Origin of the sequence: Promicromonospora aerolata (genome assembly GCF_042682255.1) — a bacterium.
Taxonomy (GTDB): Bacteria; Actinomycetota; Actinomycetes; order Actinomycetales; family Cellulomonadaceae; genus Promicromonospora; species Promicromonospora aerolata.
In genome coordinates, this window is sequence record NZ_JBHUHF010000001.1 from 178319 (window position 1) to 190689 (window position 12371).

The following is a 12371-nucleotide window of genomic DNA, read 5'->3' on the forward strand; positions in this document are numbered from 1 at the left end:
CGGAGGCCCCGTTGCCCACCAACCCCTTCACCGACCCGGCGCAGATGACGCCGCTGTACGGCACCGCGGTCCGGATCAAACACCGCACGACGGCCCTTCTCGCCGCGAAGATCTCCGGAGCAAACGCCACCACCGCCCTCACCCAGCTCGTCGCATCGGTAGCGCCCCCCAGCCCTGTCGTCGCGGACATCGGGTGCGGGCGCGGCAGCCTCGCGCTGAGCATCGCCGCCCACCTGAGGCCGGCCCGGATGATCGCGATCGACCAGTCCAACGCTCTGCTCGACGCCGTCCGGGCCCGCGCCGCCAGCGCCGGCGCAACAATCCAGACTCTCCAGGCCGACTTCCACGCGCTGCCCCTGCCCGATGGAGAGCTCGACGTCGCAACCGCGGCGTTCTGCCTCTACCACTCCGACCACCCCCAGATGGTGGCCGCCGAGATCGCCCGTTGCCTCGCCGACGGTGGACATGCCGTCCTGGCCACGAAGTCGGCAGACAGCTACCACGAGCTCGACGAGCTCCTCGCCCGGACCGGCCTCGACCCGGCCGCCAGCGAGCGCCAAAGCCTCTACAGCTCCTTCAACAGCACCAACGCTGCCGCCGTGACTGCCGCAGCAGGTCTGCAGGTCGTGGACATCGCGAACGAGCAGCACGTGTTCCGATTCGACGACTCCGCCCACCTGGCGGCATACCTCACCACGACACCCAAGTACGTCCTGCCCGAGCAACTTGTCGACAACCCGCGGAGCCTGGCCGAAGAGCTGGCCCGGCGCGGGATAGATGGACCGGTGACCACGACCTCCACCGTGACCTACGTGACCGCCCGGCGTACGGCATGACGACCTTCATCAAGACCTACCAAGACCCGCAGGTGCTTGAGGCCGCGCACCGCCACCACATCTGGTTGAGCCAGCTCGACAGCGGGGTACGCATCCCGGCCCTGCTGGACGTGACACCAGACACCCTCGTGTTCGAGCACCTCACCGGCCCCCACCCGACGCCAGGCGACATGCCACAGGTCGCACAAGCACTTGGACAACTGCACACCGCCGCATCCCTGCGCCTACGCCAAGCGCGCCTCGACCAGCCGGCCGCCGTCACGGCCGACCTGACCATCACCGACTTCCACGGCCCTCGACAGGGCGCGCTCGCCCTTTTCCCCGTGAGTCCTGATGAGAACGTCGCCTTGTACAAGGACACGAACATCCGCAACGTCATTCTCACCGACGAGGGCCCCGCGGTCGTCGACTTCGACGACCTGACGCTTGCGCCCTACGGCTACGACCTGGCCAAGCTCGTCGTCAGCACCGCAATGACCCACGGCCGCCTTCTGGCCACGCTCGTCGAGGAGACACTCGCGGCCTACAACGAGACCACGAGCGCGGCAAACCCAGGAGAGTGCACGGAAGGAGCCTTTCGCCAGTACACGGCCATCCATAACCACCTCACAGCCCGTTATCTCCACCGGAACGGATACCGCCACGCCTGGCCAGAAGCCCAGCCCTGGCTGTAGCTAGCCACCAGAACCCGCAACTGTCGGCTGCGCCGGCAGGGCAGAGGAAGGAAGACCATGACAGGATCTCTGCGCCGGTATCGACCGGCCACTACTCCGAACCTGTGCGTCCGAACGGAGCAGAACTCGTGACTGGCAACGACTCAACGCGCCTCGTCATCGTGCGCGGCCCGTCCGGATCAGGAAAGTCCACCGTCGCGCGCGATCTGCGCGAGAGGATGGGTCGCGGCACAGCGCTCATTGAGCAGGATTACGTGCGCCGAAAGCTGCTGTGGGAGAAGGACACTCCTGGTGCCGTCAACATCTCGATGATCGACACCCTTACCCGCCACGCCCTCGACTCTGGGTACAGCGCCGTCGTTGAAGGCATCATGCATGAGGTTCGATACGGGGACATGCTGCGGGCCCTCGTCGCTGACCACAGGGGAACCAGTGCGGTCGCGTATCTCGATGTGCCGTTCGACGAGACGCTCCGCAGGCATGCCGGCCGCCCCCAAGCCGCGGACTTCACGCCAGAGCTCATGGCCCAGTGGTGGGCTCAGGACGACTACCTCGACCTCAACGGAGAGATCGTCGTCGGTCCGCAGATCGCCGCCCAAGAGACTGTCGACTGGCTTCTCACGAGCCTGGTGAGCACGCTCGACACAGCACCCTCCAAGGGGTGAGCACCGGTGGGCCTCAGGTCGTAGCTGAGCTGCGCGGGCGGATGAACCTGCGCCGTCGGGTGGGGTGGCGGACCACGTTGAACGGGCAGCACGGGCTTTTCATGACGGAGTACTTGATCGCGAACCCGGACTCGAAGTTTGCCGAGTCGCGCGTGCCAGCCTTCGGGTCGTGGGATGTGCGCGCCGACCAACGGAGTCGCCCACTGCGCGCGACTCCGCGGACCGAGAACGCCCCGCGAACCGTGTCGTTGCTACTGGCGGTTCAGGGGGCGAGTGGGGCAGATCCCTGTCTGGAGTTCTCACCGCGAGACCCCGCCGACAGATGCCGATCGCCGAACCCGTTGGAGGACCCAGCGTGACCCTGGGTGAGCCCTGGACCGCAGCCGACTACGTGGTGATCGACATCGAAGGCAACGGCGCACAGCCACCGGAGCTGGTCGAGCTCGCCGTCGTGCCCCTCCGAGGCGGCGTCATCGGCGACGTGCAGGCGTGGCTGGTGCGACCGCCGACACCGATCACGTGGCACGCCCGTCAGATCCACGGCATCAGCGACGACGACGTGACGAGTGCACCGAGCTTCGACGACATCGTGCCCGACGTGCTGGGCGCACTGGGTGATGCGATCCCGGTCGGGCACGCGGTGCACAACGACCTGGCTGTCCTGCGTCGCATCCTGCCTGGTTGGGCCCCGCCGTTCGCGGTGGACACCCTCCGGCTCGCCCGTCACGTCCTCGACTTGCCCTCGTACGGTCTCGGCGCCTTAGTCGAGCATTACGACCTGGGTGTCGGGCTGCCGGCCGGGATGCGAGCCCACCGGGCCGACTACGACGCCCTGGTCGCCGCGAAGCTCCTGATCGAGCTCGCGGCCACCCTCAACCCCCGGGGCACGACTCTGGCTGAGCTGCGGCAGGCCGCCGGCACGACGAGCGCCGCTGCCGCCGTCGACCGGACCCTGTTTGACCTGCTGTAGCCGGCGAGAGACCTGCCGCCGCGGGCTCCCGCCGCCGTCCTGACCGAGAAGGTGATCGTCGTCCGAACGACACCGGAACGGCGACAGACAAGCCATCTGCAACTCACCGACAAGGGGAACTGAGTGACCACCAGGACCAACAACACCGCGCCCGACGACGTTGACGCCCGTGACCACGTACGCGCCATGGTCGCCGGCCTCAAGGAGGCATACCCGCGTCAGGTGACGCCGCTGATCGAGCAAGTGATGCACTGGGTGCCCCGACACCGGTTCTGCCCGCCGGGCACGACCCTCGAGGCGGCGTACGCCAACGCTGTCGTGCCTACTCGGACGAACGATTCCGGACGGACCACGTCCTCCGTGAGTGCCCCGTGGTTGGTGGCCCGGCAGTTGCATCAGACCCGTGTCGAGCGCGGCATGCGTGTCTTGGAGGTCGGCGCGGGGTCCGGGTACAACGCGGCGCTGCTGGCGGAGCTGGTCGGCCCGACCGGGCAGGTCGTGACCGTGGACATCGACCCTGTCGTCGTGGAGTCCGCTCGCGCCGCCCTGGCCGCGACCGGGTACACGGATCGGGTCACGGTCGTCCATGCCGACGGCGTCGAGCCGCTGGGCCTGGGGCTCTTCGATCGGATTGTGGTCACGGTCGGGGTGTGGGACATCGCCCCGGCCTGGCTCGAACAGCTGACCGCCGGAGGCGCCCTGGTCGTCCCGCTGCGCGCCCGGCATGCCTCGGAGTGCTGGTCGATCGAGCTCCGCCACCAGGGCGACCTCCTGGTCGGAGAGTCGTCGATGGTCTGCGGGTTCGTCGACATCCAAGGAACCGCCGGTCTCGATCCAGACACGGCACTGATCACCGGCCCAAACGGGGGAGCAGTCGTGGCCCGCTCGTGGGACCACGGCACGGACCTGTCCGGCCTGCCAGAGACCCTGGCCGAGAAGAGCGTCATGGTCCCCTCCGGGGTGGTCCTGCCGCCCCCAGGGATGTTCATCGGCCTGCGCACCCACCTGGTCTACGCGCTGCCCGGCCTCGCCGAGCTCGCCTTCGAGGACCGAAACCTCTTGGGGCACACCACCGAGCAGTGGGTCAACATCGCGCAGGTAGACGACGACTCCCTGGCCCTCCTGTGCTACTGGCCCGTCGACGGCGGGCACGAGTTCGGCGCCCGCGGCTTCGGCCCTCGCGCACAGCACGTGGCGGAAGTGCTGGTCGAACAGGTGGCGGCATGGGGCCGGGCAGGCATGCCGCAACGCGCCGCCCACGTCTACCGCCCGGCCGGCGTCAAGTCTCCGCTGGACGGGACGACCATGGCGTTGCCGAGCGGGGACCTCGCGGTCACCCTGCACCACGACGGCGCCGACGACATTTGAGCCCACCCGCTCGACCGCCGGCACGACCTGGTCGCGAAGGCTGGCGACGCCATCCCTGCTTCAGGGAGACAGGACAGCGTCGCCTGAGCCGCCCTGCGGCCAATGAGGTTCGCAAGACTTGGTCGTCGCTTGGGGGCTCCCATCTCCCGCGCCGCGCCCGGGCCGGGCAGGATCGTAAATGACGTTGCGACACCAACCAGGTAACAACCCGAAGGAGAGTCCCACGTGACCGAGCTACCCACGACGACCGCTGACGAGCGGGCCATCGGCCTGCGCGAGGAGATGGTTCAGTACCTCGTCGAGCACGGCGATGCACGCACGCCGTCCGTCATCGCAGCTCTGCGCGTTGTGCCCCGTCACTTCGTGGCGGGGGCCGATCCGGAGCGGGCCTACTCCCCGGAGAAGCCGTTGGTGACGAAGCGATCGGACGAGGGCGTCAGCCTCAGCTCGGTCTCCGCAGCACGGATCCAGGCGATGCAGCTGGAGCAGGCAGACCTGCGCCCGGGGATGAGGGTCCTGGAGATCGGGTCCGGCGGTGTGAACGCTGCTTATCTCGCCGAGCTTGTCGGCCCGTCAGGCAAGGTCGTGACGATCGATATCGATCCGGACGTGACCGATCAGGCACATCTGTTCCTGGCCGAGGCCGGATACCACGACGTGACAGTCGTGACGGGCGATGCCGAGCACGGCGTACCAGGGCATGGGCCGTACGACCGGATCGTGGCCACGGTGGAGACCCCCGACATCCCTCCAGCCTGGTGGGAGCAGCTGAGCCCAGACGGGTTGATCGTCGCTCCGGTTCGGGTACGTGGACTGACCCGCAGCACCGCGCTGGTCCGCGACGGCGACACGCTGGTCAGCCGCTCGATGGACGTGTGCGGGTTCGTCCCGATGCGCGGCGAAGGCGAGAACGCGGTCCGACTGGTAGTCCTGCACGACGAACCTGGCACCTCCGTCGGGCTGCGCGTGGACGGTCCCGAGGACCTGGACGTAGCAGGACTGAGCCAGTCGCTGCACACCGAGCGAACCGAGCAGTGGACCGGGGTGAGTATCGGGGGAACGGAGTCGACCGAGTACCTCGACATGTGGCTGACGACGGTCCTGAACCCGTTGCCGCTGATGGCCGCCGAACCGGGCGCACGTTCCGCTGGCCTGGTGGCCGCGGCGTCCCCATTGGGGATTCCGACGCTGGTCGAGGGGGACACCTTCGCCTACCGCAAGGCGCGCCCGACCGAGGAGCCTGACCGGTACGAGCTCGGTGTCATCGCGCACGGACCCCGTGCCGACCAGGTTGCGTCCCAGTACGCCGAGCAGATCGTGGCCTGGGATGCGCAGCACCGCGGCGACCGGCCCCGCCTGACCGTCCGACCCAGGAGGACCGAGGCGCCCAACGCCGCTGGGCCTTCGCGGACCGTCGAGCGACCGCACAGCCGGCTCACGATCACCTGGCCCTGAGCGGCCAGGGAGCAAGAAACCAAACCGATTCACAACCAGGAGGCACACCTATGCCCACTTCCACCATCTCGCGCAGCAGCTTCGGCGAGTTCGACCTCGACATCACCACGGTGAAGTCGGCCCCCGTGGTCGGCAACCTGATGCGCGGCACGTCCGACGGCTGCACCTCCACCTGCGAGTCGGCCTGCACGAACTCCACCTGCGGCTGATCCACCCCAGGCCTGGTGCCGTGACATCGCCCAGCCGGCTGTCCCGGCACCAGGCCACTACCGGAGCGGAAAGGACCAACCCATGTACCGACATCTTCCCCATGCCTTGATCCGTACGGCTGCCCTGCCCGTCTCCGACCAGAGCCCCGCGTTCCCCGGCCCAGACGCTGACCCGGCGCATCTCCTCGGTTGGCTCCGAACACTGTGGGCCCAGGCGCCATTCCGTACGGCCGTGCAGAACGCCAGCCCTGACCTAGCCTCAGCGGTGGCCACCGTCCTGACCGCCACGCCTGTGCAGGATGTGCGTACCGTGCGCCGCATCGCGTTGTCCGTTGCGCGCTACCACCTGCGTGCCACGACCCGCTCCAGCCCGTTCGGTCGGCTCGCTGGGATCGGCCCGGCCCGCTTCACCGAGACGACGGAGCCGACACAGGTCACGCATGCCGCATCCCGGGTGCGGACCCGGCCTGACGCGCTGTGGCTCGACGCCAAGGTCGCCAGCTTGGAGTCCGACGCCGAGGTGCTCGAGCACTGCCAGGTCGTCGCCGACGCGACGGCGCGCCGCCACGGTGACACCCTCGTCCTGCCGAACAGGCCAGGCAGCGACGGCCCCACCGAAGCACGCCTGCACGCCACACCGGCCCTGACCAAGATCCTCGAGCTGGCGACGCACCCGATCCCGGTGACGGCCCTGCTCGACGCTGTCCAACAGCAGTACCCGCACGTGCCTCGCGATGTCGTCCGCACCGCGATCATCGGGCTGGTCCGTGAACGCTTCCTGCACACCGACGTCCGGCCCCCGGCCACAGCACCGGACCCGCTGGCCTACCTGGCCGCGCATCCCGTCGAGGCCGTCCGTGACGTCGCAGTGGCCTGGACCGAGGACGCCACGACAGAGGGCAAGTCCAGCGCGATGACCGATCTTGTCTCAGGTACCAGAGTTATGGTCTCGGCCAAGGTCGCCCGCGAGGTCGAGCGGGCTCTGGCGGTCATGGCACGGACCTCACCGCACCCGAACGGCACCCCGGCCTGGCGCGCGTACCGCTCCCGGTTCCTAGAGGTATACAGCCTCGGTACGCTCGTGCCGCTCACCGACCTGATCGACCCAGTCGAGGGGATCGGCCTGCCCGACGGGTACCGCGGCGCCGACGAGCAGGACACATCCAAGGACGTGACCGGCCGCGACGAGCACCTCCTGGCCCTGGTGCAACAGGCAGTCGTCACCGGTGCCCCGGAGATCATCCTGACCGCCAGCGACGTCGACGCACTCACCACCGACCAGACTGGCGCGAGTCAGGTCCCGTCGAACACCGCGATGAACATCACCGTTCACGCAGCCTCCGCGACCGCGATCGACCAGGGCCAGTTCCGGGTCGTCTGCGGGGGCCTGTCGGTGGCGTCCGGGGTCACCGCGGGCAGGTTCCTCCCGCTGCTAGACCCCGCAGACCATGATGAGCGGGTCGAAGCCCTGGCAGCTTTGCCCACCCTCGACCGTGACGCCGTCAGGGTTCAAATCTCCGGTGCCGCGCTACGTGCTCGCACGCAGAACGTAGCTCGAACCGACCAGATCGTGCCTGACTTGATCGCCGTGGGTGAGCACAACCAGGACGCGACGATCCGCCTGGCCGACCTGGCGGTCGGGGCCACCACCAGCCGCATGATCCTGGTCCACCTGCCGACCGGGCGCCGTATCGAACCGTTCGTGCTGCACGCGCTCGAACCTGTCTCGGCGACTCACCCGATCGTCCGTTTCCTCTACGAGCTGCCCCGCGCCCACACCACGGTCATGGCCCCGTTCTCCTGGGGCGCTGCGGGTTCTCTGCCGTTCCTACCGCGGGTGCGCACCGGCCGGGTCATCCTGTCCGAAGCTCAGTGGAAGCTCGGCGTGGGCGACATCGACCAGGGCCGCACGAAGGGTAGCGGTCAGGTGGACCCCTCCTACATCTTGGACGTGTGGCTCGACCGCTGGGGCGTGCCCGACCACGTCTTCCTGGGCGCCTACGACCGGCGGCTGCGCCTGGACCTGGCCGAGCCCGGGCACCGTCAGCTGCTGCTGCATGAGGTCAGGCGGCAGGGACGGGTGACGCTCACCGAGGCCCCCGACCTCACCGATTACGGGTGGATCGGTCACGCCCACCAGCTGACCGTCGAGTTCGCCGCTACCCAGCCCTCGGCAACGGCCCCCGAGCCGCTGGCGGGGCCAGCCCTGGTCCGACGCCCGGATGTTCGTCAACCCGGCACGGCCCGCTCCTGCCTGCTGAAGATCTACACCCCGGCCGACCTCATGGACACCCTGCTGACGGATGCCCTGGAAACCGACCTGGCCCGCGAGACCCGCATCCAGGACTGGTGGTTCATCCGCTACCGCGACCCAGACGACCACCTCAAGCTGCGACTGCGGCTGCGCGACCCGGACGACTTCGGCGCCGTCGCCCGCCACATGGCCGACTGGGCCACGCAGGCCCGGGAGACCGGCATGGTCTCCCGGATCCGCTGGGAAACCGACACCCCGGAGGTCGGGCGCTACGGCACCGGCGCCGTACTGGAGGCCGCCGAGGAGTTCTTCGTCGTCGACTCCCAGGCCGCTGTAGCGCAGGCAGCCTCCAGCACCCACGACCTGGCGGACCAGGACAAGAGCGGTGGCCTGGAAGAGAGCACCTGGCATGCGGCTGTGACGGTGGCAAGCATGGTCGATCTGGCCGGAGGGCTTCTGGGGCAGAGCGACGGTCTCGACTGGATCCTTCGGCGGCCTCGCCGCGATTCCGCTGAGCGCCCTGACCGGTCCATGCAGTTGCTGGCCTCCCGGTTGGCCGGGCCTGAAGGGCCGGCGCTCATGGGCCAGACCCAGCACGGCCAGCAGCTGGTCGCTGCGTGGCGCCAGCGCCGTGACGCCCTGGGACAGTACGCCGAACGGCTGCGCTCGGCAGGTACCGACCCGGCCGAGGTCCTCGGAGCACTGCTGCACATGCACCACAACCGGGCGCTGGGTATCGACCGCGACCGCGAGACGATGATACTGCGCGCCGCACGCCAGACCGCCCTGACCCTCACCACCGCGCCACCGACCAAGACAAGCCGCAGGGACTCTGGCAGCGATGACGTCAATGCCCCCGACCAGCCGGCACCCATGCACGGCTTGGACGCGGTGCCCGCATGAGCACCACCAACCCGCCCACATCTGTCCCGTCGGCCACTCCGGTGGCCGGACGGGAGGCAGTTGCGACGAACGCCGGTGAACTACCGGCGGCCGCGCAGTCGCTGTCCCGGGGCGACCTGGGAACGGCACTCCTGCACGCGATGTACCCGGACGACCCAGCCCATACCCAGGCGCTGAGTCAGCTGGCGCGGGCGGCGATGCCGCTGGTGGACGGCCCGAGCGCGGGCATCTTCTTCGGGGCTCCGGCCCTGACGTTCGTCCTGCACACCGCTGGCTGGACCGGTCCCACGATGGCTCATCTCGACCAGGCCTTGGCCACACACACCACTGCCCGGCTGGCCGCCGCACACCAGCGCATCGACACCGAGCAAACAGCGCACTTCGGCGAGTACGACCTGATGCATGGTCTGGCGGGAATCGGCGCCCTGCTCCTGGTCCGGTCGACGGACCCGGAAACCACCCGAGCACTGCTGACCTATCTGGTCCGACTGACCGAACCCTTACGCGCAACGGCCGATGAGCCGGATCCGGGGTGGCAGGTGTGGCACCACCACTCCGACCTGGAGCGACCCTGGCCGCACGCCAACGCCGGGCTCGCCCATGGCATCACCGGACCGCTGGCCGTGTTGTCCCTGGCGGTCCAGCGCGGCGTACGGGTGCCGGGTGACCTGGCCGCGATCGACCGCATCCTCGACTGGCTGGACACCCAACGCCGTTCCGGCGACGGCTGGGCGCGCTGGTCCGGCGACCACCAGCCCGGCCCGCTGGCACCGTCATGGTGCTACGGCACCCCTGGCATCGCACGAGCCCAGCAACTGGCGGCCATCGCCATAGGCGATCAGCAGCGCAAGAATCAGGTCGAGACCCTGCTGGCCGACTCCCTCACCAGTTGCTTGACCGACCCCGCACCGACGAGCGATCTGGTCGGCGACGGTATCTGCCACGGCCCGGCCGGCGTCCTGCAGACCGTGCGGCGCGTCGCCGCCGACGCCGACGACCCGTCCGTGTTCAACCAGCACATCGAGCACTGGACCGCACGCGTGCGCGCCGCAGGTGAACCGCGCCGAGCCGGTCTGCTCGAGGGCACGCCCGGCCTCCGCCTGGTTTTGGACCACCCGCCCCACCCGCAGACCCCCGCCTGGGACGCCTGCCTCGGTCTGGCCTGACAGGAGACACCCATGACGACAGCAGCACACGAGCTGGAACAGCACCTTCTCGGAAGGGAAACTGTGGAGAAGTCCTCGCTCGAGAATGCGATCCTGGCCTACCTGAGCGGCACCGACCCCGACACCGCTGCACAGAGTGCCGGGGTCAGCATCGACCACCTGGCCCGGGCGGCCGACCGGTACCGAGCCGCCGGGCTGGCCACCTTGGCCCCAACGGTCGGGTGGGCACAGATCAACGTCGAGTTCACGAACTACGCCGAAGCCGAGGACGCTTTCCGCAAGGGCCTGTGGCCCACGTTGCAGAGCCAGCCATGGTGGTTCGTCCGCAAGACGCCCTGCTGGAGGCTGCGATACCCGGCCACGCACGGCGTGCCCGACGGCCTGCGCGCAGCCCTGGAGGAGATGACGCAGGGCGGCGTGCTGCGCCGGTGGGACGAAGCAATCTACGAACCAGAGACCACCGCGTTCGGCGGCCCCGACGGGATCGAGGCAGTCCACGAGCTCCATCGCGCTGACGCCGCTGGCCTGTTCGCCTACCTGGACGCCGCCGCGGTCCCCACCTACGACGGCCCGGGGCGGTCGGTGGCCTCCCTCATGGTCCTCTCCCACTTGATGCGGGCAGCAGGCCTGGAATGGACCGAGCAAGGGGACGTATGGGCGCGCGTTGAGTCCCAGCGACCCCCAGCACCGATCACCGCTGACCAAGCCGCAGCCCTCGCGACGAACGCCCGCGAGCCCCTGGCCGCGGACCTGACCGTCCTTATCGAGAACGACCCTCGCTTTACCGGACTGAGCACGTGGGCCACCGGGATGCATACCGCCGGGAACCGGCTGGTGGAGCTGCACCGCAGCGGCGGACTCCAGACCGGTCTGCGGGAGGTCCTAGCCCGTGCGGTCATCTTCTGCTGGAACCGCGTCGGATTCACCGCCGAACAGCAAGCAGTCTGGGCCCACGCCGCCCGGCTCGCCATCATGGACTGAGCGTTGCCGCCGCACACCCCTACGCCGCCGGCATTGCCGAACCTGCCCGACCCGCAGACCCGATACCGAATGACCGCCGCGTTCGACGTCGCGACCCACCGACTCGGAGGCCAACCCAGGCCAGAGGCCAAGCGGATCTGGGGGTGGCGGGGCAGGACCCTGTCCGGCCCCGCCACCGTGGGCGACACGGTCGCCTGGGTACGAGTAGCCAGCGGCCGGATCGGAGAGATCGCCCAGACCTTCTGGCACGGGAACGCCGCCGCTCAGCGGGCCTTGCCAACGACCGTGCCCCGACCTCGCTTGCTGCTGCGCGACGAGTGGGAAACGCGCCCCTGGCGCTACGCCGCCGAGATGTTCGAGTACGCGACCGTCGATCCCCTCAGCGAAACGGCCGCCGTACCTGCGCCGCTCTCCGGCCCTCTGCACCTGGGGTGGTGGACGACTCTGCGCGGCGCGCTCGGCACCGTCGCGACGGTGCCCACCGATCGGTTCACCATCGGCCCGATCTGGGCCAGCCAGCTCGTCGTCGACCGTTTCGGCCAGCCAGTCGCCGGTGACTATCCGTGGGCGACCTGCCATGGCGACGTGCACTGGGCCAATCTCGCCGGAGGAGACCTGATGCTGTTCGACTGGGAAGGCTGGGGCAGCGGCCCGGTCGGCTACGACGCCGCGACACTGCTCGTGCACAGCCTGCTCGTGCCAGACCTGGCCGTCCAGGTCCGAGCTCACTTCGCCGATGTCCTGGACGGCGAGCACGGTCGATACGCACAACAGGTCGTTGTCGCCGAGCAGATCTGGCGCCGTGAAGACACCCCGAACGATCCGCTCCTGCCAGTGCTGCACGAACACGCCGCCGCCCTCCGCCGCCCGCGCTCGCAAGCCTGAGCGGG

11 protein-coding genes are annotated in these 12371 nt (G+C 69.2%); all 11 read left to right on the plus strand.

Features of this window, described 5'->3' with window-relative positions:
* Positions 1 to 11 precede the first annotated feature (11 nt).
* The 11 genes from ACFSL2_RS00845 (at position 12) to ACFSL2_RS00895 (ending at position 12366) form a co-directional block, all read left to right on the plus strand.
* Positions 12 to 836 carry a class I SAM-dependent methyltransferase gene (locus ACFSL2_RS00845; RefSeq protein ID WP_377179076.1) on the plus strand — a complete coding sequence of 275 codons (825 nt, stop codon included), beginning with the start codon at positions 12 to 14 and terminating at the stop codon, positions 834 to 836.
* Complete coding sequence (locus ACFSL2_RS00850) at positions 833 to 1510, plus strand: phosphotransferase (protein WP_377179074.1); 678 nt, start codon at positions 833 to 835, stop codon at positions 1508 to 1510. The genes ACFSL2_RS00845 and ACFSL2_RS00850 overlap by 4 nt, the downstream gene beginning before the upstream one ends.
* A 128-nt stretch (positions 1511 to 1638) precedes the next feature.
* Positions 1639 to 2175 (plus strand): AAA family ATPase, encoded by a 537-nt coding sequence (locus ACFSL2_RS00855; RefSeq protein WP_377179072.1) that lies wholly within the window; start codon positions 1639 to 1641, stop codon positions 2173 to 2175.
* Positions 2176 to 2530: 355 nt separating this feature from the next.
* Entirely contained in the window at positions 2531 to 3145 is a 615-nt protein-coding gene (locus ACFSL2_RS00860) for a 3'-5' exonuclease (RefSeq protein ID WP_377179070.1), read from the plus strand.
* 123 nt (positions 3146 to 3268) lie between these two features.
* Entirely contained in the window at positions 3269 to 4513 is a 1245-nt protein-coding gene (locus ACFSL2_RS00865) for a methyltransferase domain-containing protein (RefSeq protein ID WP_377196034.1), read from the plus strand.
* A 225-nt stretch (positions 4514 to 4738) separates the two neighbouring features.
* Positions 4739 to 5968 carry a methyltransferase, FxLD system gene (gene fxlM / locus ACFSL2_RS00870; RefSeq protein ID WP_377183734.1) on the plus strand — a complete coding sequence of 410 codons (1230 nt, stop codon included), beginning with the start codon at positions 4739 to 4741 and terminating at the stop codon, positions 5966 to 5968.
* Positions 5969 to 6018: 50 nt separating this feature from the next.
* Positions 6019 to 6177: an FxLD family lanthipeptide gene (locus tag ACFSL2_RS00875; RefSeq protein ID WP_377183736.1), complete on the plus strand. Its 159-nt coding sequence runs from the start codon at positions 6019 to 6021 to the stop codon at positions 6175 to 6177.
* Between the two features lie 82 nt (positions 6178 to 6259).
* The gene (locus tag ACFSL2_RS00880; RefSeq protein WP_377196035.1) at positions 6260 to 9334 is read left to right on the plus strand and encodes a lantibiotic dehydratase; all 3075 of its coding nucleotides are present in this window, start codon (positions 6260 to 6262) and stop codon (positions 9332 to 9334) included.
* Entirely contained in the window at positions 9331 to 10500 is a 1170-nt protein-coding gene (locus ACFSL2_RS00885) for a lanthionine synthetase C family protein (RefSeq protein ID WP_377183740.1), read from the plus strand. Before ACFSL2_RS00880 ends, ACFSL2_RS00885 begins: the two co-directional genes overlap by 4 nt.
* A gap of 12 nt (positions 10501 to 10512) precedes the next feature.
* Positions 10513 to 11481, plus strand: a complete 969-nt coding sequence (locus ACFSL2_RS00890; protein WP_377196036.1) for a thiopeptide-type bacteriocin biosynthesis protein — start codon at positions 10513 to 10515, stop codon at positions 11479 to 11481.
* Between the two features lie 33 nt (positions 11482 to 11514).
* Complete coding sequence (locus ACFSL2_RS00895; protein WP_377196037.1) at positions 11515 to 12366, plus strand: hypothetical protein; 852 nt, start codon at positions 11515 to 11517, stop codon at positions 12364 to 12366.
* Positions 12367 to 12371: the final 5 nt, after the last annotated feature.